The organism is Halomonas sp., assembly GCF_033549285.1.
In the GTDB taxonomy this organism is placed as follows: domain Bacteria; phylum Pseudomonadota; class Gammaproteobacteria; order Pseudomonadales; family Halomonadaceae; genus Halomonas.
The window spans coordinates 1-26,664 of record NZ_JAWSUJ010000037.1; the positions used below are offsets into that span (position 1 = coordinate 1).

The window sequence follows — 26,664 nt, forward strand, 5'->3', positions numbered from 1 at the left end:
GTCGCGGGTCACCGCCAGCAGGCGGTCGTGGCGCTTCTCGCCGCCGAGCAGGCGCAGCGCCTCGCGCACCTCGAGCGCATTGCCGGCGCAGGGGGCCAGCGGCTGGCTCATGTCGGTGACCAGTGCCGTCGTGTGGGTGCCGGCCTGGCTGGCCACCTCGGCGATCGTCTCGGCGAGCTCCCGGGATGCCTCGGCGGTGGGCATAAAGGCCCCGCTGCCGCTCTTGACGTCCATCACCAGGGCATCCAGCCCGCAGGCCAGCTTCTTGCCGAGGATCGAGCTGACGATCAGCGGCAGCGACTCCACGGTAGCGGTGACGTCGCGCACCGCATAGAGGCGCCGGTCGGCCGGCGCCAGGTCGGCGGTCTGGCCGATGATCGCCACGCCCACCTCCTTGACCAGGCGGCGGAAGGTGGCGGTGTCCGGGGTGACCGAGTAGCCGGGGATCGCCTCGAGCTTGTCCAGGGTACCGCCGGTGTGGCCCAGGCCGCGGCCGGAGACCATCGGCACGTGCCCGCCGCACGCGGCGATCCAGGGGCCGAGCACCAGCGAGACGAGATCGCCCACGCCGCCGGTGGAGTGCTTGTCGAGCACCGGCCCGGGCAGGTCGAGGCCGGACCAGTCGAGCACCTCGCCGGAGTCGCGGATCGCCTCGGTCAATGCCACCGTCTCCTCGGCCTCCATGCCCCGCAGGAACACCGCCATGGCCAGCGCCCCCACCTGGGCATCCGAGAGGCTGCCGTCGGCGATGCCGGCGACCAGCTGCCGGATCGCCTCGCGACCGAGCGCGCGGCCGTCACGCTTGGCGCGGATCAGCTCCTGGGGGAGGGCCCGGGCATCCATCAGTAGCCCCCGGACGCCGCGTCGTCGACGCCGTCGACCCGCAGGGTCTGCAGCAGGTTGCCGAGCAGCGCCGAGGCGCCGAAGCGCATGTGGGATGGGGTGATCCATGCCACGCCCATCAGGCGTTCGGCGAGCTGCAGGTAGGCCAGGGCATCCTCGACGGTGCGCACCCCGCCGGCGGCCTTGAAGCCCACGTCGCGGCCGCTGTCGCGGATCACGGTCAACAGGATCTCGGCCGCTTCCAGGGTGGCATTGACCGCCACCTTGCCGGTGGAGGTCTTGAGGAAGTCGGCGCCGCCCTCCAGGGCCAGCTCGCCGGCGCGGCGGATCAGGGCCGGGTCCTTCAGCTCGCCGGTCTCGAGGATCACCTTGAGCAAGGCGTCGCCGGCGGCCTGCTTGCAGGCCGCGACCAGCTCGCGGCCGGTCTCCTCGTCACCGGCCTTCAGGGCGCGCCAGGGGAAGACCACGTCGACCTCATGGGCGCCGGAGGCCGCGGCCGCCCGGGTCTCTCGGGCGGCGGCCATGATGTCGTCGCCGCCGTGGGGGAAGTTGGTGACGGTGGCGACCTTGACGATGCCCTCGAGGCCATGGGCCTTGAGCGCCCGCCGTGCGGTGACCACGAAGGCCGGGTAGACGCACACCGCCGCCGGCGTGCCGGCGGGCGTCTTCGCCTGCTGGCAGAGCGCCTCGATGGTGGCGTCGCTGTCGTCGTCGTTGAGGCTGGTGAGGTCCATCAGTGCCAGGGCCTGGCGCGCGGCCTGCTGCAGTTCGGTCATGGAGCGTCCATTGGTTGCGTGTAAAGAGAGGGCCAGCACCATGCCCGAGGCAATGGTGTCGGCGCTTGGAGTCTAGGCCAGGGCCAGGAAGAAACCGGCGATGGAGGCCGACATCAGGTTGGAGAGGGTGCCGGCCAGCACCGCCTTGAGGCCGAAGCGGGCGATCTCGTGGCGGCGGCTCGGGGCGATGCTGCCCAGCCCCCCGAGCAGGATGGCGATGGAGGAGAGGTTGGCGAAGCCGCACAGGGCAAACGACAGGATCGCCATGGTATGGGGCGTCATCACCTGGCCGGTGGCGGTAACCACCTCCTCGCCGCTCAGGTAGGGACCGAGGTTGATGAAGGCCACGAACTCGTTGACCACGATCTTCTGGCCGATGAAGGAGCCGGCCAGGGTCGCCTCCTCCCAGGGCACGCCGAGCAGGAAGGCGAGCGGGGCGAAGAGCCAGCCGAGCAGCCACTCCAGGCTCAGCTGCTCGAGGCCGAACCAGCCACCGATGCCGCCGAGCATGCCGTTGATCAGCGCGATCAGGCCGATGAAGGCGAGCAGCATGGCGCCGATGTTGGCCGCCAGCATCAGCCCCGAGGAGGCGCCGGCGGCGGCGGCGTCGATGACGTTGCTGGGCTTGTCGGCCTCTTCCTCGCGCTCCTCCTCGATCTTCGACACGCTGTCCTCGGGCTCGCGGGTCTCGGGCATGATCAGCTTGGCGAACAGCAGCCCGCCCGGGGCGGCCATGAAGGAGGCGGCGACGAGATACTCCATGGGCACGCCCATGGCGGCGTAGCCGGCGAGCACCGAGCCCGCCACCGAGGCCAGGCCGCCGCACATCACCGCGAACAGCTGCGAGGGGGTCATGCGGGCGATGAAGGGACGCACCACCAGCGGCGCCTCGGTCTGACCGACGAAGATATTGGCGGTGGCGGAGAGCGACTCGGTGCGCGAGGTGCCCAGCGCCTTCTGCAGGGCGCCCCCGAGGATGCGGATCACCCACTGCATGATCCCCAGATAGTAGAGCACGGCGATCAGCGAGGAGAAGAAGATGATCACCGGCAGCACCTTGATGGCGAAGATGAAGCCGGCGCTGTCCACCTCGGCCAGGCCGCCGAAGACGAAGCCGATGCCGTCATTGGCGTAGAGCACCACCTGGCTCACGGCGTCGGAGATGGTCTTGAGCACCGTCTGGCCGAAGGGCACGTAGAGCACGAAGGCGCCGATGCCGGCCTGGATGGCGAAGGCACCGACCACGGTTCTCAGGCGGATCGCCTTGCGGTCGTAGGAGAAGACGAGGGCGATGGCCACGAGGGTCACCATTCCCACCAGGCTCATTAGCAGGGTCATGGGGCACCTATCTGACTGGGCGGCCTGGGGCGGCAGGCATCCGGATGAGTGTAAGGTGAAATCTATAACATTCAGTGTTATTTTTCTAACATCTTTCCACCATCTGGCCGTCAGGAGCGCCGCAGGAGATGAACGAACGCACTGCCCGGCGTCTCGCCCGGCTGAGTGATGCCCTGGCCCGCGGCGGTAGCCTGCGCCTGCAGGATGCCGCGGAACTGTGCGGGGTCTCGGCGATGACCATTCGCCGCGACCTGGCCGCCGGGGAGGGCGGGCTGCGGCTGATGGGGGGCCACCTGGTGCGCAGTGATGACCCGCGCTATGCGCCGGTCTACGACCTGGCGGCCCAGCAGGACCGCCACGCCGAGGCCAAGCGCCGGCTCTGCGAGCGGGCGGCCCGCCGCATCGAGCCCGGCGATACCCTGTTCATCGACTGCGGCACGACGCTGATGCCGCTGGCCGCGGGACTGCCGGCCGACCAGTCGCTGACCGTGGTGACCTATGCGCTGAACGTGGCCAATGCGGTGAGTGCGCTGTCCGGGGTGCGCCTGATCCTGCTGGGCGGGGTCTACCATGACTCGTCGCGCTCCTTCGCCAGCGAGGCGATGGGCGATGCCATCCGGCGGCTCGGCATCAACAAGGCTTTCCTCTCCGCGGCAGGCGTGCACCGGCAGAAGGGGTTGAGCTGCTTCCACTTCCACGAGGTGGCCCCCAAGCAGGCGGCGATCGCCACTGCTGCGCATCGCCTGCTGGTGGTGGACGAGAGCAAGCTGGGGGTGATTCGCCCGGCGCGCTTCGCCGGGCTCGAGGAGATCGACGAGGTGATCACCGACGGCCATGTCGCCGAGGAGGGCGAGCCGGCATGACGCGGGCAGGTGAAACCTGTCCGGAATCAAGGCAGGGCGGGGAAAGGGTTGCTAACTTGTAAAGCACGAGACACACAATAACGCCTGCTTATCGTCTGGAGACCGCATCCCATGCAAGCCGCAGATGTCATGACCCCCAACGTGATCACCGTCAGCCCCGACAGCGAAGTCAGCGAGATCGCCAGCCTGCTGCTGGAACACGGCATCAGCGCCGTGCCGGTGGTGGATGCCGACGACAAGGTGCTCGGCATCGTCAGCGAGGGAGACCTGATGCGCCGGGTCGAGAACGACACCGACCAGCACAAGTCCTGGTGGCTGAAGCTCTTCAGCGGCGGCGGCAATGCCGTGGACTACGTCAAGAGCCACGGCCGCAAGGCCAGCGAGATCATGACGCCGCACCCGCTCACCATCACCGAGGACGAGCCGCTGCACCGCATTGCCTCGCTGCTCGAGAAGCGCCGCATCAAGCGGGTGCCGGTGGTGCGAGATGGCCGGCTGGTGGGCATCGTCAGCCGTTCCAACCTGCTGCGCGGCTTCTCGGTGAGCCGTCAGCCTGCCGCGGGCGGTGACGATAGGGCGATCCGTGACGCCATCCTCAAGGAGGTGGACGAGAACACCGGGGTCATGGTCGACCGGCTCAACGTCATCGTGGCCGACGGCAAGGTGCAGCTCTGGGGGCTGGTGGACAGCAAGGAGCAGCGCCAGGCCGTGCAGGTCGCGGCGGAGAACATCGGCGGCGTGACCGAGGTGGAGAACAACCTGGGCTTCATGCCCCGGGGCATGGGCGGCTACTGAGGCCACGACAACTCGGCGCACGAGAAAGCGGGGCGGCCAGATGGCCGCCCCGCTTTCTTTGATCGTCAGCTTCGATGGTCAGAAATGACCAGGCGCGAGGCCCGCGCCCTGAGGGAACTGGCGACTCAGTCGTCGGCGCCCTGCACCTTGGCCAGGGCCGCTTCCAGGCTCTCGAGGGTGCGCTCCGGATGGTGGAGCTTGTCGAGGCCGAACAGGCCGATGCGGAAGGCGCGATAGTCGTCGCCCTCGTCACACATCAGCGGGACCCCTGCCGCCACCTGGACACCCGCCGCCAGGAACTTGCCGACGATGCCCTCGTCCTCGGTGTAGCAGACCACCACGCCGGGCGCCTCGAAGCCGGGAGCGGCCACGCTGCGAAAGCCGTGCTCGGCGAGCATCCCGCGCACCCGACGTCCGACCTCCCACTGCTCATCACGTACCTTGTCGAAGCCGTACTGCCGGGTCTCGCGCATCACGTCGCGCAGCTGGCGCAGGCCGTCGGTGGGCAGGGTGGCGTGATAGGCGTGGCCGCCGCCCTCGTAGGTTTCCATGATCGACAGCCACTTCTTCAGGTCGCAGGCGAAGCTAGTGCTGGTGGTCTCCTCGATGATCTCCCGGGCCTGGCGGGAGAGCATGACCATGCCGCAGCAGGGGCTGGCGCTCCAGCCCTTCTGCGGGGCACTGACCAGCACGTCGACGCCGATCTCCTGCATGTCGACCCAGAGAGTGCCGGAGGCGATGCAGTCGAGCACGAAGAGCCCGCCCTGCTCGTGGATGGCATCGGCGATCTGGCGCAGGTAGTCGTCCGGCAGCAGCATGCCCGAGGCGGTCTCCACGTGGGGGGCGAAGACGATATCCGGCTGCTGGTCATGGATCGACTCGACCACTTCCTCGATGGCAGGCGGGGCAAAGGGCGAGGTGGGGTCATCCTCGTCGAGGCGACGCGCCTTGAGCACGTTGACCTCGGCGGGGATCTGGCCCATCTCGAGGATCTGGCTCCAGCGATAGCTGAACCAGCCGTTGCGGATCACCAGGCAGCTGCGACCCTTGGCGAACTGGCGTGCCACGGCCTCCATGCCGAAGGTCCCGCTGCCGGGAACGATCACCGTCGAATGGGCGTTGTACACCTCCTTCAGCGTGGAGGAGACGTCGTGCATCACGCCCTGGAAGCTCTTCGACATGTGGTTCAGTGCGCGATCGGTGTAGACCACCGAGTACTCGAGCAGTCCATCCGGGTCGACATCGGGTAGCAAGCCGGCCATTTCGTTCTCCGTGTTGGTGTTCAGGGCCTGTCGTGAACAGGCCGCTCGTCTCCAGAGGATATTCCGATTCCCGGTGTCGGGCCAGCCACGCGGTCAACCCCGGGCACATCGGGCTGCGGGCTCATGGCGAGACGCTTAGCTCTGCTGCGCGGCCTGAATGGCGGTCAGGGCGATGGTGTAGACGATGTCGTCGACCAGGGCGCCACGGGAGAGGTCGTTCACTGGCTTGTTGAGGCCCTGCAGCATGGGGCCGACGCTGACCACCCCGGCGCTGCGCTGGACCGCCTTGTAGGTGGTGTTGCCGGTGTTGAGGTCGGGGAAGACGAAGACCGTGGCGCGACCCGCCACCGGGGAGTCGGGCGCCTTCTGGCGGCCGACGCTCTCGATGGCGGCGGCGTCGTACTGCAGCGGGCCGTCGATGCACAACGTGGGCTCGCGCTCCCGGGCGATGCGGGTGGCCTGGCGCACCTTCTCCACGTCGGCGCCGCTGCCCGACTCGCCGGTGGAGTAGCTGATCATGGCCACCCGCGGTTCGATGCCGAAGGCCGCGGCGGAGCGTGCGCTCTGGATGGCGATCTCGGCCAGGGCCTCGGCGTCGGGGTCGGGATTCACGGCGCAGTCGCCATAGACCACCACCTGCTCGGGCAGCAGCATGAAGAAGATCGACGACACCTGCCGGTAGCCGGGCGCCGTCCGGATCAGCTGGAAGGCCGGACGCACGGTGTTGGCGGTGGTGTGGATCGCCCCGGAGACGAGGCCGTCCACCTCGCCCTCGGCCAGCATCATGGTGCCGAGCACCACGTTGTCCTGGAGCTGGTCCGCGGCCGTCAGTGCGTTGAGCCTGTCGGGGCGTCGTTCGACCATCGGCGCCACGTAGTCTCGGCGGATGCCGTCGGGGTCGAGGATCTCTAGCCCCTCGGGAAGCTCGATGCCGCGCTGGCGGGCCACCTCCTCGACCTCCTCGCGCCTGGCCAGCAGCACGCAGCGGGCGATGCCACGCTGCTGGCAGATCACCGCGGCTTCCACGGTGCGCGGCTCGCTGCCCTCGGGCAGCACGATGCGCTTGCTGGCCTGCTGGGCCAGCTTGACCAGCTGGTGGCGGAAGGCGGCAGGGGAGAGCCGGCTCGGATAGCCGCGGCTGAGGTTCTCCTTGAGCCACGCCAGGTCGAGGTGGCCGGCGACGAAGCGGGTCACCTGCTCGGCCCGCTCCGGGTCGTCGATGGGGATGTCGTTGGCCATGCGGTCGAGGCGCTGGGCCGTGGCGAAGCTGTCGGAATCCACCGCCATCACCGGCAGGCCGCTGCGCAGCGCGGGGCGGCAGAACTCGATCATGGCCTCATCCGGCAGCTCGTCGTGGGTCAGCAGGATGCCCGCCAGGGGCACGCCGTTCATGGTCGAGAGCGCCGCGGCGAGCAGGATGTCGTCGCGGTCGCCGGGGGTGACCAGCAGGCGGCCGGGGCGGAACACGTGCAGGGCATGGGAGGCGCTGCGCGCGCACAGGCTGGTGCCCAGCACGCGGCGGCTGGCGGCCTCGCCCTCGTGCAGGAAGCGAGCCTCCAGGGCCCGGGCGACGTCCAGTACCCGTGGTGCGGAGAGGGCCGCATGCCAGGGCACGGCGCCGATCAGCTGGAAGCGCTCGCCGCCCAGGGCCGGCAGGTAGCGACGCAGGCGGGCGACCAGTTCCTCGTCGCGCCGGGCGGTGAGTTCGGGGGCCGCCAGGGGCGCGGGGGCATCGCCATCCGGCAGCGGGCGCAGCCGCATCAGGATGCAGCCCAGGGTGCGCGGCGAGTCGACGCCATCGAAGGCCTGGGCATGCATGTCGAGTCGCTCCGCCAGGTCCTGGGGGTCGCTGAGGTCACCGTCGGCGACCAGGATGGTGCGCGCATTGAGGGCATGGGCCAGCTGGGCATTGAGCCGGGTGGCGTAGCTGCTGTGCGGGCTGGGCGCGAGTCCCTCGATCACCACCAGTTCGGGGGCCTCGCCGGCCTCCGGGGAGGCGGCCCGGGCATGGCGCTCCACGGCCTCCTCCATCAGCTCGTCGCTGCGATCCTCGCGCAGCAGGCGCTCCAGCCGCGCCTGGGAAAGCGGCGTCGGCGGCGCCAGGCCCAGGGTGCTGGCCGCCAGGGCGCAGGAGCGGTCCGGCCCGTTGCCGTTCAGCTCGTCCTGGCGGAAGGGCTTGAGAAAGCCGGCCTTGAGCCCGAGGGTGTCCAGGGCGCGGATCAGGCCTAGGCAGGCCGAGGTCAGGCCCACGCCGCTGTCGGTGGGCACCAGCAGCAGGTTACGGGGCTCGGAACGGTGATCAAGTAGCGTCATGCTGGCGCTCCTGCAGCAGCTGGCGGGTTTCCTCGGCGATGCGTCCCTCCTCGTCTGTGGGGATGACCCACAGCTGGGGACCGCCCGTGTCTAGGTCGATGCGGCCCTCGCGGCCGCCCACGGTGGCGGCGTTGGCCACGGCATCCAGCCGCAGGCCGAAGTGGGGCAGCTGCTCGACCACTCGCGCACGCACGGCGCTGGCATTCTCGCCGATCCCCCCGGTGAAGGCGATGCCATCCAGGCGGGGCAGGGCGCAGGAGAGGGCGGCCAGCGACTTGGCGATGCGGTAGCAGAACACCTCGATGGCCAGTTCGGCGCCCGCATGGTGCTCGGCGGCGGCCTGCTCGAGGCGGCGCATGTCGTTGGAGAGGCCGGAGAGCCCCAGCAGGCCGCTCTCCTTGTTGAGCAGGGTGTCGATACGCTCGATTGACCAGCCCAGCTGCCGGGCCAGGTGGGCATGCAGGCCCGGGTCCACGTCGCCGCTGCGGGTGCCCATCACCAGCCCCTCCAGGGGCGTCAGTCCCATGCTGGTATCGACGCTCTGTCCCTGCCAGACCGCGCAGGTGGAGCAGCCGTTGCCCAGGTGGGCGATGAGCCAGCCGCCGTGGGGACGCCCGCCGAGCGCATCGAGCCGGGCACTCACGTGGGCGTGGCTGCTGCCATGGAAGCCGTAGCGGCGAATGCCGTGGTTGCGATAGAGCCCTTCCGGCAGCGCATAGCGATAGGCGCGAGGGGGCAGGGTCTGGTGGAAGGCGGTATCGAAGACCGCCACCTGGGGCAGGTCGGGAAAGAGCTTCAGGGTCGCCTCGACCCCCGCCAGGTTGGCCGGGTTGTGCAGCGGGGCCAGGGCCACGGTGGCCTCGATGGCCCGCCTTACGCCGGCATCGATGCGGGCGGCACGGGTGAAGCGCTCGCCGCCATGGACGATGCGATGGCCCACCGCCACGGGCTGCTGCCCTTCGAGGCGTTCGAGGATGGCCGCCATGGCCTCGGCGTGGTCGGCGCCGTGCAGGGGGCATGAGAATTCACTCCCCGCACCGTCGACCCCCTTGAGGCGCGCATCCACCCCGCCCAGGCGCTCGGCCAGGCCGGCCAGGCGAGGCTGGTCCGGAGAGGCGGGAACAAGGGCGTACTTGATCGACGAGGAGCCGCAGTTGATTACCAGTACCGGGTCGTTCATGGCGCATCCTGTTCTGGAGTATCGGGGGCGCGTGCGGTGCGGCCAGGGGGTGTCTGGGGAGTGGCCTCGGGCAGGGTGAATCTAGCATGTTGCAGTGCGGGATGCAGTGACCCCAGCGGTTTGATGCCGGACACCCCGTCGCCCTTCATCGCTCCCGGTGGGGCATCGGGAGCGGAACATCTTGCACTTTCGTCTAGGCTGTACCAGAATGACACCTGAATAGGGAAACACTGTTTCCTAACTGGGAGGTTCACCATGAAGACCATCACGATTTCCGCCGTTTCCGCCGCCCTGCTGCTGGCCGGGGCTACTGCCCATGCCCAGGGCAGCCCGATGAACTACCAGCCGAGCCCGTACCTCGGTGGCGACGTCATGTTCTGGGAACTCGATCCCGACGGCCCGGGCAACTTCGACAGCACCGGCCTGCGCCTGCGTGGCGGCGTGGCGTTCAATGACTATTTCGGTCTCGAGGGTCATCTCGGTACCGGTGGCTCCGACGGCCCGGCCGAGCTGGATTACCTGGCGGGCGCCTATGCCAAGGGCACCCTGCCGATTGCCCCGGAATTCCGCCTCTATGGCCTGGCGGGCTTCACCGAGGTGGACTTCGACGCGGATACCGAGAGCGGCTTCTCCTACGGCGCCGGCGCCGAGTTCGACATGACGCACAACCTCGCCGTGGGCGCCGACTACATGCGCTACCTGGACGAGTCGAACTACACCTTCGATGCCGCCAGCGTCGGGGTGACGTTCCGCTTCTGACCTATCGGTGGCACTCAGCCGCCATGCCAACCACAGCGCCCCCGCCAGGTTTCCAGCGGGGGCGCTTGTCGTGGGAAAGTACCTTGTCCGCCCCGCATCCACCTGTCTGCATCGCGTCAGCGGGCCGGTACTGGCCTGACATGGCCGTGGAGGTGAGTACCCCGATGGGTCGTAAGGCACCACGGGCATCGACGACAAAGAGGGCAAGCCAATCAAAGGGAGATGGCCATGAAGACGTCAGTCATTGGCGCCGCATCCTTGGCAGCGCTGTTCTTCACCGGGGCGGTTCAGGCGCAGAGCGGGCCCTTGGCCTACCAGCCGACCCCCTATTTGGGTGTCGATGCCATGTTCTGGGAACTTGATCGGCGTGGATACCGCGATGACCTCGACAGCGTCGGTGTGAGGTTGCGTGGTGGCGTCGAACTCAACGATTACCTGGCCATCGAGGGACACCTGGGTACCGGCGGGTCCGATGGCCCGGCAAATCTCGACTATCTTGCTGGGGGCTATGTCAAGGGCATGCTGCCGATCACTCCGGCGTTCAAGGTCCATGGTGTACTGGGGGCCACCGAAGTGGAGTTCGACGGGACGAAGGACAGCGAGAGTGATGTTTCCTACGGTGCCGGTGCCAGCTATGACGTGACACCGAACCTGGCAGTGGGTGCCGACTACATGCGCTACCTGGACAAGTCGGACTTCGATTTCGATGCGGTCAGCCTCGGCTTGACTTATCGATTCTGACCCGCGCGGGCCCGGGCCGGCATATGAAGAATGCCCCGCTGCTACCAGCTAGCAGTGGGGCATTTCGTTTCAAGGCCAGTGTCGAGCCTCATACTTCCCGGTAGAGCTCCGCCCCCTGTTCCCGGAACTTCTCGGCCTGCTCCTCCATGCCCTTCATCACCGCGTCCCGGTCGCCATCGAGGCCGTGCTTACCCGCATAGTCACGCACCTCCTGGCTGATCTTCATGGAACAGAACCTGGGCCCGCACATGGAGCAGAAGTGGGCCACCTTGGCGGAGTCCTTGGGCAGGGTCTCGTCGTGGTACTCGCGCGCCGTGTCGGGGTCAAGGCCGAGGTTGAACTGGTCCTCCCAGCGGAACTCGAAGCGCGCCTTGGAGAGGGCGTTGTCGCGGCGCTGGGCCGCCGGGTGCCCCTTGGCGAGGTTCGCGGCGTGGGCGGCGATCTTGTAGGTGATGATGCCGGTCTTGACGTCATCCTTGTTGGGCAGGCCCAGATGCTCCTTGGGGGTCACGTAGCAGAGCATGGCGCAGCCGTACCAGCCGATCATCGCCGCGCCGATGCCGGAGGTGATGTGATCATAACCGGGCGCGATATCGGTGGTCAGCGGCCCCAGGGTATAGAAGGGCGCCTCGTCGCACTCGGTGAGCTGCTTGTCCATGTTCTCCTTGATCAGGTGCATGGGCACGTGGCCCGGCCCCTCGATCATCACCTGGACGTCGTGCTGCCAGGCGATGCGGGTCAGCTCGCCCAGGGTCTCGAGTTCGGCGAACTGCGCCTCGTCGTTGGCGTCGGCCACCGAGCCCGGGCGCAGGCCATCGCCCAGCGAGAAGGCGACATCGTAGCGCTTGCAGATCTCGCAGATCTCCTCGAAGTGGGTGTAGAGGAAGCTCTCCCGGTGATGGTAGAGGCACCACTTGGCCATGATCGAGCCGCCCCGGGAGACGATGCCGGTGACCCGCTTGGCGGTGAGCGGGACATAGCGCAGCAGCACGCCGGCGTGGATGGTGAAGTAGTCCACGCCCTGCTCGGCCTGCTCGATCAGGGTGTCGCGGAACACCTCCCAGGTGAGGTCCTCGGCCACCCCCTTGACCTTCTCCAGGGCCTGGTAGATGGGCACGGTGCCGACCGGCACCGGGGCGTTGCGGATGATCCACTCGCGGGTCTCGTGGATGTTGGCCCCGGTGGAGAGATCCATGATGGTATCGGCGCCCCAGCGGATGCCCCAGGTCATCTTGTCGACCTCTTCCTCGATGGAGGAAGTCACCGCGGAGTTGCCCAGGTTGCCGTTGATCTTCACCAGGAAATTGCGGCCGATGATCATCGGCTCGGATTCCGGGTGGTTGATATTGCAGGGAATGATCGCCCGGCCGGCGGCCACCTCGGCACGCACAAACTCCGGGGTGATCTCCTCGGGGAGCTTGGCGCCGAAACCCTGGCCCGGGTGCTGCTGGCCGAGGATGCGCTCGACCTCCTGCGTGCCCAGGGCTTGTCTGCGTTGGTTCTCCCGTATGGCGATGAACTCCATCTCCGGGGTGATGATCCCCTGGCGGGCATAATGGAGCTGGGTGACGTTGCGGCCCTCCTTGGCGCGCCGCGGCGAGCGGGTCAGGTCGAAGCGCAACTGGGCGAGCGTGGGGTCATTGGCGCGGCGCTTGCCGTACTCGGAGGTGGGGCCGTCGAGGAACTCGGTGTCGTCGCGCTCCTCGATCCAGGCGCGGCGCAGCTCGGGGAGTCCCTGACGCAGGTCGATGCGTGCCTGCGGGTCGGTGTAGGGGCCGGAGGTGTCGTAGACCAGCAGCGGCGGGTTCTCCTCATCCAAGCCGGAGGTCTTCGTCGTCGAGAGACTGATCTCGCGGAAGGGCACGCGGATATCGGGGCGTGAGCCCCCGAGGTAGACCTTGCGCGAGCCGGGCAGAGGCTGGACGGCGGCCGCGTCGACCTGGGCGGTCTCGGCGAGGAAATGGGCGGTCTTGCTCATGGTGTACTCCCTTGAGGGTTTTGGCGTTATCAGGGAGGACAGCGGTCAGGGGCGCGGCAGGTCGGCCTGCTCGATCGCTTGATCCCTACGCTGGTCCTAGCCAGTTCAGGTTCAACGGGCTCCATGCTCGAAAGCGCATGATCTCAGCCGTCTTCAACGGCACCCCGTCAAGCGAGTGGTCGGGCGACCTTCGGTCACCAGTGTGGTGCTGCCCGCTGGCATGACCAGAACCAGCGGGCGGGTGGCGATGGAGCCAGTGCCTCAGCTGGCGAGCTCCAGCCCCATCTGCCAGAAGTCGATCTCCAGCCGCGTGGCATCGCGGAACACCTCGACGAGCTCCGCGAAGCGGCGTGGCGTCACCTCCGCCAGGCGTGCGTCGAGCCACTCGAGCTCGGCATGCATGGCGGCCTGGAAGTCGTCGCTCTCATACATGGCGATCCAGGCCTCATAGGGGTTGGCGTCGCCTCGCACGGTGAAGGCTTGGGCATTCAGCCAGTTGGCGATCTCGCCGTAGCCCACCAGGCAGGGGGCCAGCGCCACGTGCAGGTCGAGCAGGTCGCCGCGGTGGCCGGTGTCGAGCACGTAGCGGGTGTAGGCGAGGGTCGCGCGGGCTTCGGGCAGCTCGGCGAGGCCGGCCTCGCTGATACCCCAGTCGCGGCAGTAGTCCACGTGCAGGCCGAGTTCCACGTCGAGGATCGCCCTGAGTCCCTCATGGGCCTGGCGCAGGTCGTCCAGGGTGCGGCTCTTGTAGGCGGCCAGCGCATAGGCGCGAGCGAAGTGGATCAGGAAGAGGTAGTCCTGCTGCAGGTAGTGGCGGAAGGCGGCCTCGTCGAGGGTGGCGTCGCCCAGGCGGCGCACGAAGTCGTGTTCGATATAGGCGCGCCAGTCTGCCTGGCACGCGGTGGTGAGGTCGCTGAAGCGGTAGCCCATCTTGCCTCCGGTAGCGGTGTCGATCCGGGGCGAGGGCGAGGGAGGGGTGGCCGGACAGGGGCGCCGAGTCGGCGCTGGCTCACCGCTTGATTCCTACGCCGGTACGAGCCGGATCAGGTTCCACGGGATCAGCGCTCGGGTGCTGTCCATTCCTGGAGAGACCCCTGCGCCATCTCAGCCGGATTCACCGGCACCCCGTCAAGCGAGTTACCTACCCTAGCATCCTGTCGCCGCCTTGCCACCCTCCGCCGGGATTGCGGTGTCTACCGTTACTGGCTTTCCGGCGACAGGACCCGACGGCGGGGTGTCGCGAAGGACTGCACCGGCATCTCGCCGGGAAGCTCCGCTGGGGGCGGCATGGGAGCGGCCCGGCCGGTCGCCGCCGGTCGCCTGGCCAGTTCCCGAAGGACCTCAGACGGCCGCGTCTCGCTGGGCACCAGCAACAGGCCGGCGCGACGCAGGGCGCGGCCCAGGGCCAGGCTGCTGCTCCACCGCACCAGCGGCGCGGACAGCAGCAGCCCCAGCCAGACCGGCGTCAGCCACCAGAAGAAGACGGGGGTGTACCACCAGGTGATCATCGCCCAGAGCAGCCCGGCCAGGGTCGCCTGCCAGGTATGCCGCCAGGCCTCCCGCCAGGGGACCGCGCGGCCCTCGCGAGACTGGGGGTCCCAGGAGACGGTACGCCCGCTCACCACGCCGATGACGAACAGGCTGTGAAACACCATCATCAGGGGCGCGATCAGCATGGCGAACAGGGCCTCCAGCAGCACGCTTACCACCAGGCGCAGCGGCCCACCGAAATCCGCCGGGCGCTGCGTCAGTGCCAGTGCCAGCCCCAGCACCTTGGGCATCAGCAGCATGGCCAGGGTGCCGGCCAGCAGCGGCATGATCAGCGGCGGTGGAGCGAGCGGCCAGTCGGGGAAGAGCTGGGCATCGGAGGTGAAGAAGTTCGGTTCGGTGAGGGCGCGGGCCAGGGCGTCTGCCGTGCTGACCACCAGGATCCCCAGCCAGATCAGCGAGGCGAGGTAGGCCAGGGCGCCGAACAGGAAGTGCAGCCGGCTCATGGCGTGCAGGCCGCGTCCGGTGAGCAGGCGCAGGTGCTGAAGGTTGCCCTGGACCCAGCGGCGGTCGCGCTTGGCGAAGTCGAGCAGGTGGCTCGGCATCTCCTCGTAGCTGCCACCGAGGTCGGTCTGCATCTGGACCTGCCAGCCGGCACGGCGCAGCAGGGCCGCCTCGACGAAGTCGTGGCTGAGGATCTCGCCCCCCAGCGGCGGGTCGCCCGGCAGGTCGGGCAGTCCGCAGTTCTCCATGAAGGCGCGGGTGCGCAGGATGGCATTGTGGCCGAAGTAGTTGGCCGCATCGGCATGCCAGAAGCTCAGTCCCGCCGCCAGCATGGGCGCATAGAGGGAGGCGGCCAACTGGTTGGCGCGACCGAACAGGCTCTCCTGGCGTACCGGGATCGGCACCGTCTGCAGCAGCCCGAGACGCGGGTTGGCCTGCATGGCGTCGATCAGCGCGGCGATGGTGGCGCCGCTCATCAGGCTGTCGGCATCCAGCACCAGCAGGAAGTCGTAGTGACGACCCCAGCGGCAACAGAACTCGGCCAGGTTGCCGGCCTTGCGGCCCGCGTTGCTGTCGCGGTGGCGATAATGCACGCGGCAGCGCCCCGCCAGTCGCGCCTGGAGGGCACCGACCTGGGCCGACTCATCGGCGACGATGGCCTCATCGGTGCTGTCACTGAGCACGAAGGCCTCGATCCGGCGCTGCGGGGTGTCCTCGGGCAGGTCACGACAGGTGGCCTCCAGGCCGGCGATCACCCTGTCCACGTCCTCGTTGTGGATCGGCATGGCCAGGGCGGTTCGCGAGCGGGCGCCCGCGGGCGGGGTCGGCGGCCTGCTGCGCGACAGCGTCACCGGGTCGCGATGGGTGAGGGTCAGCACGAAGCCGATCACCGCACTCCAGAAGGCGATGGTGATCCAGCCGAAGGTGATCGAGAAGAGCCCCAGGATGATGAGTTCCAGCGGCGAGATACCGCCCACGATGAGGATCCGGAACATGGCCCAGACCCCCAGGGTGACGGTCCCGGCGAACAGCAGGGCGAAGAGCAGGCGGCGCGTCCTGCGCCAGGGCGGCCGAGTCGTGGACGCGGGGACGCGGGTATCAGCGGAATTCATCGGGATACCAGACATAGTTCCAGGTTTCCGTGAGGCGACGGTCGTGCAGGGTCAGGAACAGGCGCATGTCGGCCGGCTGGCCACCCTCTGGGGCCAGCCGGAAGGTGGCGCGCCACGTCTCGCCATCCGGCAGGCGTTGAACCCGGGGCTCGAGGAGTTCACCACTCGAGCTTTCCAGTGACAGCTCTACCGGATGACTCTCATCGAGGCTCGACAGCTCCCCCCCGCGGAAGTCGACCACGAACTGTCGACGGCTGGCGGGTGGCGGGTTCTCCTGTCCGGGCACCGCGCCCCAGCCCTGGCGGGTGCGGAGCACCCGCGCCATCTCCTGCCCGGGGGGCACGGCGCCGAAGGTGTGGGTGCGATAGCGGTAGGTGCGTGCCTCGCCGACGGCGAGTAGCTGGTCGGGTAGCCAGTAGGCGGTGATGTTGTCGTTGGTCTCGCTCTGGCTCGGGATCTCCACCAGCTCAACGCTGCCCGGGCCCCACTCGTCCAGCGGCTGTACCCACTGGCTGGGGCGGCGCTCGTAGTGCGCTTCGGCGTCCAGGAAGGCCTCGAAATCGCGGGGACGCTGGGTGAGCCCGAAGCCTCTGGGTGCCTGGTCCTGGAGGCGGGAAAGTCTGAGCTTCTCCGGATTGCTCAGTGGTCGCCAGATCCACTCGCCGTCGCCGGTCTGCATGGAGAGGCCCTGGGAGTCGTGGACCCGAGGGCGGTAGTCATCGGCGGGGTGGCGGCCGATCTCGCCATGTAGGTACATGCTGGTGAGCGGGGCGATGCCGAGCTTGCCGATCTCCTCGCGGGCGAACAGCCGTGCCTCGGTATCCACCGTGGTGTGCTCCCCGGGGCGGATGTCGAAGCGGTAGGCGCCGGCCACCGAGGGGCTGTCGAGCAGGGCAAGGACGGTCATGCGGGTCTCATCCGGCCCCGGCTTGACCAGCCAGAACTCGCGGAAGGCCGGGAATTCCTCGCCATGGGGCTCGGCGGTATCGATGGCCAGGCCGCGCGTGGAGAGCCCGTAGCCCTGCTGGCGCCCCACCAGGCGGAAGTAGCTGGCGCCGAGGAAGACAGCGAACTCGTCGCGGTAGTCGCCACTGTTGAGGGGGTAGTGCAGCCGGAAGCCGGCATGGCCGATATCGTCGAGCGCGAGGTCGGCGAGCGAGGAGGCGTCGCCGTCGTAGCGGAAACGCTCCTGGCGAAAGGGCAGGGGGCGAACCTCGCCCTGCTCGTCGACCAGGTTCAGGCGTATCGGCTGGGTGTAGAGGAAGCCGGGATGGAACAGCTGGACCTCGAAGAGGCCCTCGTCCTTCCAGATCGCCTCCTCCGGGCGGAAGCGGATCTCCCGGTACTGGTCATACGCCATCTCCGCCAGCTCGGATGGCAGGGGCGATTCGGGTGTCTGGTAGGACTGGGTGGCAAGCTGTCGGGCGCGGTCGGTGACACGGTCGAACAGCTCATCCGGGGTCGTTGCCGAGGCATCCATTGCCAGGGTCAGCGCCCATGCAAGACTGAAGCGTCGCAGCGCGCTCTTCACGTGCAACTCTCTCCCTGTGGTCCCGCCGGCACTCCCTGCGCAAGCCGGGTCAGGAGACGCTGTGAATCTTCAAGGCGCGTCGTTGTTGTATCGTTGTATCGCCTTGAAACCTTAAAACTAGACGCCTGGCCCCGGAAAGAGTTCCGTGGCGCCGACCCGGATGCCGGACGGTCGACGCTCCCATGCAGCGGGATCAGTAGAGCCGGAATCGCTTGAAGTCCGGGCGGCCCTCGGCCTCCTGCAGGGTCTTGCGGTAGCGCTTGTACTCCCACTGGTACTGGGCCGGCTCCAGGGCGATGGCGGCCTCCACGCTGGCATTGACGCCGGTGGCCGAGGTGACCTCGTCGGGGTCGTAGACCCGCGGGTCGGCGGCCAGGAAGTGCAGGGCAAAGCCCCGGCCGGGCAGGCGCAGTGCCACCCCGGTGACGACCCGCGCCTCGGTGCGGGCCACCAGCTTGGGCAGCAGGGTGGCGGTGTAGGCGGGGCGGTCGAAGAAGGGCGCGAAGACGCCACTGCCCCAGTCGGGTTCCTGGTCGGGCAGGATGCCCACCGCCTCGGAGCGCTTGAGCGCCTTGAGCAGGGCGGCCACGCCGCGCGGGTTGGTGGGCACCAGGCGCGCCCCCCGGCGTTCGCGGCCCTGGCGGATGATCGGGTCCAGCGGGGCGAGCTTGGGGGGCTCGTACATGGCGGTGAAGGGGAAGTGGCCGGAGAGCCAGAAGTTGAGCACCTCCCAGTTGCCGAAGTGGGGGGCCAGCACGATGACGCCGCGCCCCTCGGCCCGGGCCCCGTCCAGCAACTCGCGGCCGTGGACCTCGAGGATGGCGGCCTCGACCCGTTCGGGGTCGCCCATCCAGGCGAAACCCAGCTCGAGCATGGTGGCGGTGGAGTGGGCCAGGCTCTGCCGGGAGAGCCGCCGGCGCTCGGCGTCGCTGCGGGAGGGGTAGACCTGGGCCAGGTTGGTCCGGGTGACCCGTCGCTCCCGGCGGCTGAGCCGTTCCACCAGCGGGCCGAGCAGCCGGGCCAGCCGCCACAGGGTGGTGAGCCTGCGCCCGGCGAGGCTGCGCCATAGCGTGGCGATGGCTCGGGCCTGGATGACGTTCGAGCGGGACTCACCTCCGGCCATGGATCAGACCCACCAGCTGTCCACGTTGTCCGGCGCGCGATGCTCGTTGAGGGCCTTGAGCCCCTTCACGCAGCGGATCACCAGCCACACTACCGCGGCCAGCCAGGTGAGAAAGCCGATGAGAACCAGGGTCAGCAGGCCGGAAATGCCGAAGTAGAGCAGGGCGATCCAGAAGGTACGGATCTGGTAGCGATAGTGCTCGTCGAGCCAGGCCGGCCCGTTGCCGCGGTAGACATAGGCGATCACCACGCCGACCAGCGAGGTGAGGCCGCCGGTGACCATGCCGGCCAGGTGCAGCACGTACACCACGATGGGGATGGTCGTGTCGGGGGCAGAGCGCCGTTCGGCGATGGCACGGTCGTCGTCCTGTGGCAGCGGGTCGTTCATGGCGCGTCCTTGAAGTGCGAATAGCTGACGCCAATCATACCGGTCGAGGACGACAATGCCACCGGGCCTCAGTCTGCCAGGAGCCTGTCGGACTTTACGGGGCGGCTGATCTCCAGCAGGTTGCCGTCCGGGTCGCGCAGGTAGAGCGAGGTGATCTCGCCGGTGGCGCCCTGTCGGGTCACCGGACCGAGCTCCACCTCGACCTCCAGCGCTTCCAGATGGCGCTGCACCTCGTCGAGCGGCAGCAGGCTGCGTAGGCAGAGGTCGAGGCTGCCGGGCGTGGGCGTGGGCGTGGCGGCCCGGGGGGTGACATCGGTGGCGGTCCAGTGCAGGCGCAGGGCGATGTCGCCCAGCATCAGGTCGACGCGCTCGCGGTCGCGGTAGCGCACTTCCAGTCCCAGCACCCGGGAGTAGAAGTCCACGGCACGGGAAATGTCGGTCACGGTGATGACCAGATGGTCCAGACCTGACAGCATTCGGGTCTCCTTGCGGGGTTCTGGCTTGCGGGGTTCTGGAGAGAACAGGGGAATCCTGGGAGAGCTTGTTCTGGCACAGAGGATACGATGATGCTGACCTGTCCGCTATGTGCGACCACCGACACCGGACACTTTCACCGCGATACCCGGCGCGACTACCATCGCTGCCGTCGCTGCGCGCTGGTATTCGTGCCACCCGACCAGCGGCCCGGGCCGGCAGCGGAGAGGGCGGTCTACGACCAGCACGAGAACTCGCCGCACGACGCGGGCTATCGCCGCTTCCTGTCGCGGCTCTTCGACCCCCTGCGCGAGCGGCTCGCTTCCGGGGCCCGCGGGCTCGACTTCGGCTCGGGGCCGGGGCCAACGCTGTCGGTGATGTTCGAGGAGGCGGGCCACCCCATGGCGATCTACGACCCCTTCTACGCGCCTGACGTGGCGGTGCTCGAACAGACTTACGACTTCATCACCGCCAGCGAGGTCGCAGAGCACCTCTTCGCGCCGGGGGAGGAGCTGGCGCGGCTTGCCGACCTGCTCCCCTCCGGCGGCTGGCTGGGGGTGATGACCAAGCGCGTCGCTGACCGAGCGGCCTTCACGCGCTGGCACTACATCCTCGACCCCACCCATGTGGTCTTCTTCAGCGAGGCGACCTTCGTGTGGCTGGCGGGTCACCTGGACATGCGGGTCGAGTTCCCGGCGCCGGATGTGGCGATGCTGCAGAAGCGCTGAGAGGGCATGGCCAGCAACATCGCCCGCCATCGATGGCCTCGATGAAAGATACCCCCGACAAGTGGGTCCGGGGGCAACAAATCGATTGACTCGCCGCCGGCCGGGAGTATGATTCGCGCGCTCACGATGCCGCGAGCGTCGTCACCGATACCGAGAGCAGGCGCGCCACGGCACTCTCTGCCACGCTTCCTCTGCCACGCTTCTCCCTTTCACCCGCTGCTGTGAGGCCCTTCATGTCGCGGCAACTGCTGGCCATGGCCCTGGCCCCCCTGCTGGGGCTCTTCATCCTCGGGATCGGCAACGGTTTCCTGGCCACGGTGATCACCTTGCGGCTGGATGCCGCCGGCGAGTCCGCGGTGGTGATCGGCTGGGTCTCCTCGGCCTACTTCATCGGCCTGGCGCTGGGCGCCATGCTCAACGACCGCCTGCTGCTGCGCATCGGCCATATCCGCGCCTACGGCAGCTTCGCCTCGCTGGTGGCGGTGACCGTGCTGCTGCAGGGGCTGGTGGCAGAGCCCTGGGCCTGGTTCGCCCTGCGCCTGATCGGTGGCTGGGCCACGGTGGGCGTCTACCTGGTGATCGAGAGCTGGCTGCTGGCCTCCGGCGATGCCAGGGTGCGCGGCCGCCTGCTGGCGCTCTACATGATCTCGCTCTACGCCGCCGGCGTGCTCGGCCAGCTGCTGCTCGGGGTCACCGAGGCCATGGGCGGGGCGGCGTCGTTCATGGTGATCGGCATGCTGGCCTCGCTCTCGGTGCTGCCCATGGCGATGATCCCCCGGGTCTCGCCGCTGATCGAGAAGGCCGAGCCGCTCTCGCCGCTGCGCCTGATCACCCTGACCCCCACCGGGGTGATGGGCAGTTTCGGCTCGGGGCTGGCGGTGGCCGCGGTCTACTCCCTGCTGCCGCTCTACCTGCAGCGTACCGGCCTCCCGGTCGACCGGATCGGCCAGATGATGGCGGTAGTGGTGCTCGGTGCCATGCTGCTGCAGTACCCGGTGGGGCGCTGGTCGGACCGCCATGATCGGCAGCTGGTGCTGATCCTGATCGGGGCCTTCTGCACCCTGATCTCCGCGGCGGTCCTCTGGCTGCCGATGAATACCTGGGTCCTGGCCGGGCTGCTGTTCCTGCTCGGTGGCGGGGTCTTCTCGCTCTATCCGGTGGCGGTGGGCCACGCCGCCGACCGCGCTCCGGCGGGCGCCCTGGTGCGCATGAGCCAGGGGCTGCTGCTGATCAACGCCATCGGCTCGGCGCTGAGCCCGCCTCTGGTCTCGCCGGTGATGGCGGTATTGGGCGATGCCGGCCTGTTCTGGAGCTTCGGCGCCCTGGGCCTGATCCTGGTGGCCTTCTTCGGCTGGCGGCGCAGCGTGCGTCCGGCGCCGTTGCCGGTGGCGCCCTTCTCGCCCAGCACGCCTATGTCGGCGGCGGGGGCCGAGCTCGCCGTCACCGAGGAGCTGGTGCAGGGCGCCATCGAGCACGAGCACGTCGAGGACCTTTCCGGGGCCGTGCCCGAGGTGGCGGTGGCCGAGCCGCTGTTCGGCCCGCCGCCGCCCGACGAGCCGCACATTGCCTACTTCGACGACGAGCAGACGCCCGAGGAGGCCGCCCTGGACAATATCTCGCGCCCCTGACCTCCCCTCCGCCTGCTACCCCAACGAGCCCGCTGCTCGGCAGCGGGCTCGTTCGCCTCCGGGGTCGACTTAGGGATAATGGTTAACGAAAAGTAGTGAATCTACTATCGTGACTATCATTTTTCCCGAGGTGACCCATGACCCCCTATGCCGCCCCCGTCCGCGACGTCCGCTTCGTGCTGGAGGAGATGCTCGAGCATGGCTCGCTCGCCCTGCCCGGCTTCGAGGAAGCCAGCCCCGACCTGGTGGAGGCCGTGCTGGAGGAGGCCGCGAGGCTCGCCGGCGAGGTCTGGGCGCCGCTCAACGCCAGCGGTGACCGCCAGGGCTGCACCCGTCGTGACGACGGCGGCGTGAGCGTCCCCGACGGCTTCGCCGAGGCCTATCGCGCCTACGCCGAGGGCGGCTGGAACGGCATCGGGGTCTCCGAGGCGCTGGGCGGCCAAGGACTGCCCGAGGTGGTGGCCAGCGCGGTGCAGGAGATGCTCCACGGCGCCAATATGGCGCTGGGCCTCTGCCCGATGCTCACCGCCGGCGCCATCGAGGCCCTGGCCCACCACGGCAGCGACGAGCAGCAGGCCACCTACCTGCCGAAGCTGGTCGAGGGCACCTGGACCGGCACCATGAACCTCACCGAGCCCCAGGCCGGCTCGGATCTCTCCAGGGTGCGCACCCGCGCCGTGCCACAAGAGGACGGCAGCTACCGGCTCTTCGGCCAGAAGATCTACATCACCTGGGGCGAGCATGACGCCGCCGAGAACATCATCCACCTGGTGCTCGCGCGCAAGCCGGATGCCCCCGAGGGCAACAAGGGCATCTCGCTCTTCCTTGTGCCCAAGTTTCTGGTAAATCAGGACGGTAGCCTGGGCGAGCGCAACGACGTCACCTGTGCCTCCATCGAGCACAAGCTGGGCATCCACGGCTCGCCCACCTGCACCCTGAGCTTCGGCGAGAAGGAGGGTGCCATCGGCTATCGGGTGGGCGAGGAGGGGCGCGGCCTCAACCACATGTTCACCATGATGAACGAGGCGCGCCACAAGGTGGGGATCCAGGGCATCGGCGTGGCCGAGCGTGCCTGCCAGCACGCCTTCGCCTACGCCCTGGACCGGACCCAGGGGCGCAGCCCGCGCTCCGGCCGCAATGACTGCACCATCAGCGACCACCTCGACGTGCGCCGCATGCTGCTCTCCATGCGTGGGCGCACCGACGCCCTGCGCGCGCTCGCCCTCTACTGTGCCGCCCAGCTGGATTTGGCCCGCCACGCCGCCGACGAGAGCGAGCGCGCCGCCGCCCAGGCGCGGGTCGACGTGCTGATCCCGGTGGTCAAGGCCTTTTCCACCGACCAGGCGGTGGAGATCGCCTCGCTGGGCGTGCAGGTGCATGGCGGCATGGGCTACATCGAGGAGACCGGTGCCGCCCAGCTGCTGCGCGATGCCCGCATCGCCCCCATCTACGAGGGCACCAACGGCATCCAGGCCCTGGACCTGGCCGGGCGCAAGCTGCAGCGCGACGGCGGTGCGGCCCTGACCCAATTGATCGACGAGGTGGAAGGTACCGCCCGGGCGCTCTCGGCGACCACCGAACTGGCGCCCCTCGGCGAGGAGCTTGCCGGCGGGGCCGCCGACCTGCGCGCCGCCATGGCGGCGGTGCTCGAGGCGGGCACCGACCCCGAGCGTGGCGCCGATGCCGTCCAGGCCTACGCCACCCCCTTCCTGAGCCTGGCCGGCCACGTGCTGTGCGCCTGGCAGATGGGCCGCGCGGCGCTGGCCGCCACCGCGGCCCTCCAGGCCGGCCGCGACGAACCTTTCTACACGGCCAAGCGTCAGGCTGCCGACTACGCCATTCGCCAGTGGCTGTCGGTGGGTCGCGCCCAGCGCGCGGTGATCGAGGCCGGCATGGCAAGCCTCGCCGCCTTCGACGCCGCCGCCCACTGACGCCTTCGCCGCCGGCTCCGCGCCGGCGGCATGCTTTCCGGACCACCTCACGGAGCTTTCCCATGAGCCAGAGCATCTTCGAGCAGGGCCTGCCCAGGACTCCCGCCAACTTCGTGCCACTCTCGCCCCTCACCTTCATCGAGCGCACCGCCTCGGTCTATCCGGATTACCCGGCGGTGATCCACGGCGAGATCCGCCGCGACTGGGCCACCACCTGGGAGCGCTGCCGGCGGCTCGCCTCGGCGCTGGAAGGGCGCGGCATCCAGTCCGGCCAGACGGTGGCCGCGATGCTGCCCAACGTGCCGGCGATGTTCGAGGCCCACTTCGGCGTGCCCCTGGCCGGCTGTGTGCTCAACACCCTGAACATTCGCCTGGATGCCGAGGCCATCGCCTACATGCTCGAGCACGGCGAGGCGAAGGCGATCCTGGTCGACCCGGAGTTCTCGGACGTGATCGAGGCGGCGGTGAGCAAGCTCGAGGAGAAGCCGCTGGTCATCGACGTGGCGGATGAGCAGTTCCTGCCCGAGGGGCGCGCCATCGGCGAGCTCGAGTACGAGGCGCTGCTCGCCGAGGGCGATTCGGCCCATCCCTACCGGCTGCCCGAGGACGAGTGGCAGGCGATCTCGCTCAACTACACCTCCGGCACCACTGGCAAGCCCAAGGGCGTGGTCTACCACCACCGCGGCGCCTACCTGAACGCCACCAGCAACATCCTGGTGTGGGCGATGCCCCACCACCCGGTCTATCTCTGGACCCTGCCGATGTTCCACTGCAACGGCTGGTGCTTCCCCTGGACCATCGCGGCCGCCGCCGGCACCATCGTCTGCCTGCGCAAGGTGGAAGCGAAGAAGGTGATGGACCTGATCGCCGACGAGGGGGTGACCCACTTCAGCGGCGCGCCCATCGTGCTCAACGGCCTGGTCAACCTGCCGGACGCCGACAAGCGCGACTTCGACCACCCGGTGAAGGTCACCACCGCCGGCGCCGCGCCGCCCGCCTCGGTGATCGCCGGCGTCGAGCGGCTCGGTATCGACGTCACCCACGTCTACGGCCTCACCGAGGTCTACGGCCCGGTGACATCCTGCGCCTGGCGCGCCGCCTGGGACGAGCTGCCCATGGAGGAGCGTGCGAAACTCAAGTCCCGCCAGGGGGTGCGCTACCACATGCTCGAGGCGCTCTGCGTGGCCGACCCCAACACCCTGGAGCCGGTGCCCAAGGACGGCCAGACCATCGGCGAGATCCTGATGCGCGGCAACAACGTGATGAAGGGCTACCTCAAGAACGAGGCGGCCACCGAGCAGGCCCTTGAAGGCGGCTGGTACCATACCGGCGACCTGGCCGTGTGGCATGCCGACGGCTACATCGAGATCAAGGACCGCTCCAAGGACATCATCATCTCCGGCGGCGAGAACATCTCCACCATCGAGGTGGAGGATTGCATCTACTCACACCCGGCGGTGGAGGAGGCCGCGGTAGTGGCCAAGCCCGACGAGAAGTGGGGCGAGACCCCCTGCGCCTTCGTCAAGTTGAAGGTGGGCTATGGCGAGGTCACCGAACAGGAGATCATCGACCACTGCCGGGCGCACCTGGCGCACTTCAAGGCGCCGAAGACGGTGATCTTCAGCGAGCTGCCCAAGACCTCCACCGGCAAGATCCAGAAGTTCGTGCTGCGCGAAGAAGCGCGCAAGCAGTAGCAGCAGATCACAAAAGCCAATCGTCTATGACTGAAGCGAGAAGCGTCCGGGGACAAGCCGAAGGGGAGGTCCTACGCCAGGGGTGAGGAGCATCGCTCCGAACGGGCTGGCCAGGATGGCCAGCACCGGACCTGCAAGCGGAGCGGGACGCGAGAGCGCAGCAGGGCGTCGGTAGCGCCCAGGGAGGGGTTCACAGCGCCTCCCCGCAGGCTTGTCCCCGGAAAAAGCTTCGAGCGACAGTCCATCGCAGATCAAGACAAATCATCAGGAGAGTGCAATGAGTGAGCAACCGATCGGCGTGGTAGGCGCCGGCACCATGGGCCAGGGTATCGCCCAGGTCCTGGCCACCAGCGGCTTCGCCGTCAAGCTCTATGACGTGGCTGACGAGCAGCTCGGGCGTGCCCGGGCGGCCATCGAAAAGGGCCTGGGCAAGCTGGTGGCCAAGGAGAAGCTCGTCGCCGACGATCAGCAGGCCGCCATGGCGCGGCTCGACACCACCACCGACCTCGACGCCCTGCGCGACTGCGAGGTGATCATCGAGGCCGCCCCCGAGCAGCCGGCGCTCAAGGAGAAGCTCTTTCGTGACCTGAGCCGCCTGACCCACGACGCGATACTGGCCTCCAACACCTCCTCGCTGTCGCTGACCCGGCTTGCCGCCGTCTGCGAGCGCCCCGAGCGGGTGGTGGGGATGCATTTCTTCAACCCGGTGCCGGTGTTGAAGCTGGTCGAGGTGATCCGCGCCGAGCAGACCAGTGACGCCACCGTGGCGCGCATCGAGCAGCTGGCCGCCGACCTCGGCAAGACTGCGGTGCCGGTGGGCGACTCGCCCGGCTTCGCGGTCAACCGCCTGCTGGTGCCGATGATCAATGAGGCGGCCTTCCTGGTGCAGGAGGGCGCCGCCACCCCCGAGGCGGTGGACGAGGCCATGAAGCTGGGCGCCGCCCATCCCATGGGCCCGCTGGCCCTGGCCGACCTGATCGGCCTGGACGTCTGCCTGGCGATCATGGAGGTGCTGCAGGAGGGCTTCGGCGATCCCAAGTACCGCCCCTGCCCGCTGCTCAAGCGCATGGTAGCCGCCGGATACCTGGGGCGGAAGACGGGTCGCGGCTTCCATCACTACTAGGAAGCGACGATTCACTATTGCGCTCGATATCCTGGCCGCCGGCGGTCCCGAAGCGTCGGACCGTCGCTCTCCTCATGTAGCAGGCTACACTCC

Annotated in this window: 22 protein-coding genes and 2 riboswitches; of the genes, 9 read left to right on the forward strand and 13 right to left on the reverse strand. The window is 68.6% G+C overall.

Annotated elements, in window-relative coordinates:
* The 3 genes from SCI24_RS10130 to SCI24_RS10140 form a co-directional block, all read right to left on the reverse strand.
* Nucleotides 1-843 (reverse strand): thymidine phosphorylase (locus SCI24_RS10130; protein ID WP_318725250.1); only part of this gene is annotated, 843 nt, incomplete at its 3' end.
* Nucleotides 843-1,619, reverse strand: coding sequence for a deoxyribose-phosphate aldolase (deoC, locus tag SCI24_RS10135; RefSeq protein ID WP_318725251.1), 777 nt, complete (start codon nt 1,617-1,619; stop codon nt 843-845). The genes deoC and SCI24_RS10130, both read right to left, overlap by 1 nt.
* 72 nt (nt 1,620-1,691) lie before the next feature.
* Nucleotides 1,692-2,957, reverse strand: a complete 1,266-nt coding sequence (locus SCI24_RS10140) for a NupC/NupG family nucleoside CNT transporter (RefSeq protein ID WP_318725252.1) — start codon at nt 2,955-2,957, stop codon at nt 1,692-1,694.
* A gap of 128 nt (nt 2,958-3,085) precedes the next feature.
* Between SCI24_RS10140 and SCI24_RS10145 the strand changes: the two genes are divergently transcribed.
* Both SCI24_RS10145 and SCI24_RS10150 read left to right on the forward strand, forming a co-directional pair.
* A complete protein-coding gene (locus SCI24_RS10145) occupies nt 3,086-3,820 on the forward strand; it encodes a DeoR/GlpR family DNA-binding transcription regulator (protein WP_318725253.1) in 735 nt (244 codons plus the stop codon).
* Nucleotides 3,821-3,931: 111 nt separating this feature from the next.
* Nucleotides 3,932-4,615 carry a CBS domain-containing protein gene (locus tag SCI24_RS10150; RefSeq protein WP_318725254.1) on the forward strand — a complete coding sequence of 228 codons (684 nt, stop codon included), beginning with the start codon at nt 3,932-3,934 and terminating at the stop codon, nt 4,613-4,615.
* Between the two features lie 125 nt (nt 4,616-4,740).
* On the opposite strand, the gene SCI24_RS10155 is transcribed toward SCI24_RS10150, so the two are convergent.
* The 3 genes from SCI24_RS10155 to SCI24_RS10165 all read right to left on the reverse strand — a co-directional run bounded on the left by SCI24_RS10155 (nt 4,741) and on the right by SCI24_RS10165 (nt 9,370).
* Entirely contained in the window at nt 4,741-5,877 is a 1,137-nt protein-coding gene (locus tag SCI24_RS10155; protein WP_318725255.1) for an aminotransferase class V-fold PLP-dependent enzyme, read from the reverse strand.
* Between the two features lie 135 nt (nt 5,878-6,012).
* Nucleotides 6,013-8,190, reverse strand: a complete 2,178-nt coding sequence (gene pta, locus SCI24_RS10160; RefSeq protein WP_318725256.1) for a phosphate acetyltransferase — start codon at nt 8,188-8,190, stop codon at nt 6,013-6,015.
* Nucleotides 8,177-9,370 carry an acetate kinase gene (locus tag SCI24_RS10165; protein ID WP_318725257.1) on the reverse strand — a complete coding sequence of 398 codons (1,194 nt, stop codon included), beginning with the start codon at nt 9,368-9,370 and terminating at the stop codon, nt 8,177-8,179. The genes pta and SCI24_RS10165 overlap by 14 nt, the downstream gene beginning before the upstream one ends.
* Before the next feature lie 255 nt (nt 9,371-9,625).
* Between SCI24_RS10165 and SCI24_RS10170 the strand changes: the two genes are divergently transcribed.
* Together SCI24_RS10170 and SCI24_RS10175 are read left to right on the forward strand one after the other, a co-directional pair.
* Nucleotides 9,626-10,129 carry a porin family protein gene (locus SCI24_RS10170; RefSeq protein WP_318725258.1) on the forward strand — a complete coding sequence of 168 codons (504 nt, stop codon included), beginning with the start codon at nt 9,626-9,628 and terminating at the stop codon, nt 10,127-10,129.
* 228 nt (nt 10,130-10,357) lie between these two features.
* Nucleotides 10,358-10,870 carry a porin family protein gene (locus tag SCI24_RS10175; RefSeq protein ID WP_318725259.1) on the forward strand — a complete coding sequence of 171 codons (513 nt, stop codon included), beginning with the start codon at nt 10,358-10,360 and terminating at the stop codon, nt 10,868-10,870.
* Between the two features lie 88 nt (nt 10,871-10,958).
* Here the strand turns inward: SCI24_RS10175 and thiC are convergent, their stop codons facing one another.
* From thiC to SCI24_RS10210, 7 genes are all read right to left on the reverse strand, one after another.
* On the reverse strand, nt 10,959-12,848 hold the full coding sequence (gene thiC / locus SCI24_RS10180; RefSeq protein WP_318725260.1) for a phosphomethylpyrimidine synthase ThiC: 1,890 nt from the start codon (nt 12,846-12,848) through the stop codon (nt 10,959-10,961).
* A gap of 65 nt (nt 12,849-12,913) precedes the next feature.
* Nucleotides 12,914-13,025: riboswitch (TPP riboswitch) on the reverse strand.
* 84 nt (nt 13,026-13,109) lie between these two features.
* Nucleotides 13,110-13,778 carry a thiaminase II gene (tenA, locus tag SCI24_RS10185; protein WP_318725261.1) on the reverse strand — a complete coding sequence of 223 codons (669 nt, stop codon included), beginning with the start codon at nt 13,776-13,778 and terminating at the stop codon, nt 13,110-13,112.
* A 73-nt stretch (nt 13,779-13,851) separates the two neighbouring features.
* A riboswitch (TPP riboswitch) is annotated at nt 13,852-13,986 on the reverse strand.
* Nucleotides 13,987-14,047: 61 nt separating this feature from the next.
* The gene (gene mdoH, locus SCI24_RS10190) at nt 14,048-15,952 is read right to left on the reverse strand and encodes a glucans biosynthesis glucosyltransferase MdoH (RefSeq protein ID WP_318725262.1); all 1,905 of its coding nucleotides are present in this window, start codon (nt 15,950-15,952) and stop codon (nt 14,048-14,050) included.
* Entirely contained in the window at nt 15,939-17,483 is a 1,545-nt protein-coding gene (locus tag SCI24_RS10195) for a glucan biosynthesis protein G (protein ID WP_318725263.1), read from the reverse strand. Before SCI24_RS10195 ends, mdoH begins: the two co-directional genes overlap by 14 nt.
* Before the next feature lie 193 nt (nt 17,484-17,676).
* Nucleotides 17,677-18,606: a lysophospholipid acyltransferase family protein gene (locus SCI24_RS10200; RefSeq protein ID WP_318725264.1), complete on the reverse strand. Its 930-nt coding sequence runs from the start codon at nt 18,604-18,606 to the stop codon at nt 17,677-17,679.
* Nucleotides 18,607-18,609: 3 nt separating this feature from the next.
* Entirely contained in the window at nt 18,610-18,993 is a 384-nt protein-coding gene (locus SCI24_RS10205) for a hypothetical protein (protein ID WP_318725265.1), read from the reverse strand.
* A 68-nt stretch (nt 18,994-19,061) separates the two neighbouring features.
* Nucleotides 19,062-19,469 (reverse strand): VOC family protein, encoded by a 408-nt coding sequence (locus tag SCI24_RS10210; RefSeq protein WP_318725266.1) that lies wholly within the window; start codon nt 19,467-19,469, stop codon nt 19,062-19,064.
* 87 nt (nt 19,470-19,556) lie between these two features.
* Between SCI24_RS10210 and SCI24_RS10215 the strand changes: the two genes are divergently transcribed.
* The 5 genes from SCI24_RS10215 to SCI24_RS10235 all read left to right on the forward strand — a co-directional run bounded on the left by SCI24_RS10215 (nt 19,557) and on the right by SCI24_RS10235 (nt 26,571).
* Entirely contained in the window at nt 19,557-20,195 is a 639-nt protein-coding gene (locus SCI24_RS10215) for a class I SAM-dependent methyltransferase (protein WP_318725267.1), read from the forward strand.
* Nucleotides 20,196-20,428: 233 nt separating this feature from the next.
* Nucleotides 20,429-21,823, forward strand: a complete 1,395-nt coding sequence (locus SCI24_RS10220) for an MFS transporter (RefSeq protein WP_318725268.1) — start codon at nt 20,429-20,431, stop codon at nt 21,821-21,823.
* Nucleotides 21,824-21,960: 137 nt separating this feature from the next.
* Nucleotides 21,961-23,754, forward strand: coding sequence for an acyl-CoA dehydrogenase (locus SCI24_RS10225; protein WP_318725269.1), 1,794 nt, complete (start codon nt 21,961-21,963; stop codon nt 23,752-23,754).
* A 62-nt stretch (nt 23,755-23,816) separates the two neighbouring features.
* Nucleotides 23,817-25,448: an acyl-CoA synthetase gene (locus SCI24_RS10230; RefSeq protein WP_318725270.1), complete on the forward strand. Its 1,632-nt coding sequence runs from the start codon at nt 23,817-23,819 to the stop codon at nt 25,446-25,448.
* A 277-nt stretch (nt 25,449-25,725) separates the two neighbouring features.
* The gene (locus SCI24_RS10235) at nt 25,726-26,571 is read left to right on the forward strand and encodes a 3-hydroxybutyryl-CoA dehydrogenase (protein WP_318725271.1); all 846 of its coding nucleotides are present in this window, start codon (nt 25,726-25,728) and stop codon (nt 26,569-26,571) included.
* Nucleotides 26,572-26,664: the final 93 nt, after the last annotated feature.

What these genes read in the sequence shown, in the direction of transcription:
- tenA (WP_318725261.1), bottom strand. Translation starts at nt 13,778, where the DNA reads ATGGGCTACCGCTTCAGCGACCTCACCACCGCGTGCCAGGCAGACTGG.
- SCI24_RS10175 (WP_318725259.1), top strand. Translation starts at nt 10,358, where the DNA reads ATGAAGACGTCAGTCATTGGCGCCGCATCCTTGGCAGCGCTGTTCTTC.
- SCI24_RS10220 (WP_318725268.1), top strand. Translation starts at nt 20,429, where the DNA reads ATGTCGCGGCAACTGCTGGCCATGGCCCTGGCCCCCCTGCTGGGGCTC.
- SCI24_RS10215 (WP_318725267.1), top strand. Translation starts at nt 19,557, where the DNA reads ATGATGCTGACCTGTCCGCTATGTGCGACCACCGACACCGGACACTTT.
- SCI24_RS10205 (WP_318725265.1), bottom strand. Translation starts at nt 18,993, where the DNA reads ATGAACGACCCGCTGCCACAGGACGACGACCGTGCCATCGCCGAACGG.
- SCI24_RS10210 (WP_318725266.1), bottom strand. Translation starts at nt 19,469, where the DNA reads ATGCTGTCAGGTCTGGACCATCTGGTCATCACCGTGACCGACATTTCC.
- SCI24_RS10155 (WP_318725255.1), bottom strand. Translation starts at nt 5,877, where the DNA reads ATGGCCGGCTTGCTACCCGATGTCGACCCGGATGGACTGCTCGAGTAC.
- SCI24_RS10150 (WP_318725254.1), top strand. Translation starts at nt 3,932, where the DNA reads ATGCAAGCCGCAGATGTCATGACCCCCAACGTGATCACCGTCAGCCCC.
- SCI24_RS10145 (WP_318725253.1), top strand. Translation starts at nt 3,086, where the DNA reads ATGAACGAACGCACTGCCCGGCGTCTCGCCCGGCTGAGTGATGCCCTG.
- pta (WP_318725256.1), bottom strand. Translation starts at nt 8,190, where the DNA reads ATGACGCTACTTGATCACCGTTCCGAGCCCCGTAACCTGCTGCTGGTG.
- SCI24_RS10230 (WP_318725270.1), top strand. Translation starts at nt 23,817, where the DNA reads ATGAGCCAGAGCATCTTCGAGCAGGGCCTGCCCAGGACTCCCGCCAAC.
- SCI24_RS10235 (WP_318725271.1), top strand. Translation starts at nt 25,726, where the DNA reads ATGAGTGAGCAACCGATCGGCGTGGTAGGCGCCGGCACCATGGGCCAG.
- mdoH (WP_318725262.1), bottom strand. Translation starts at nt 15,952, where the DNA reads ATGAATTCCGCTGATACCCGCGTCCCCGCGTCCACGACTCGGCCGCCC.
- SCI24_RS10140 (WP_318725252.1), bottom strand. Translation starts at nt 2,957, where the DNA reads ATGACCCTGCTAATGAGCCTGGTGGGAATGGTGACCCTCGTGGCCATC.
- SCI24_RS10165 (WP_318725257.1), bottom strand. Translation starts at nt 9,370, where the DNA reads ATGAACGACCCGGTACTGGTAATCAACTGCGGCTCCTCGTCGATCAAG.
- SCI24_RS10170 (WP_318725258.1), top strand. Translation starts at nt 9,626, where the DNA reads ATGAAGACCATCACGATTTCCGCCGTTTCCGCCGCCCTGCTGCTGGCC.
- SCI24_RS10225 (WP_318725269.1), top strand. Translation starts at nt 21,961, where the DNA reads ATGACCCCCTATGCCGCCCCCGTCCGCGACGTCCGCTTCGTGCTGGAG.
- deoC (WP_318725251.1), bottom strand. Translation starts at nt 1,619, where the DNA reads ATGACCGAACTGCAGCAGGCCGCGCGCCAGGCCCTGGCACTGATGGAC.
- SCI24_RS10200 (WP_318725264.1), bottom strand. Translation starts at nt 18,606, where the DNA reads ATGGCCGGAGGTGAGTCCCGCTCGAACGTCATCCAGGCCCGAGCCATC.
- thiC (WP_318725260.1), bottom strand. Translation starts at nt 12,848, where the DNA reads ATGAGCAAGACCGCCCATTTCCTCGCCGAGACCGCCCAGGTCGACGCG.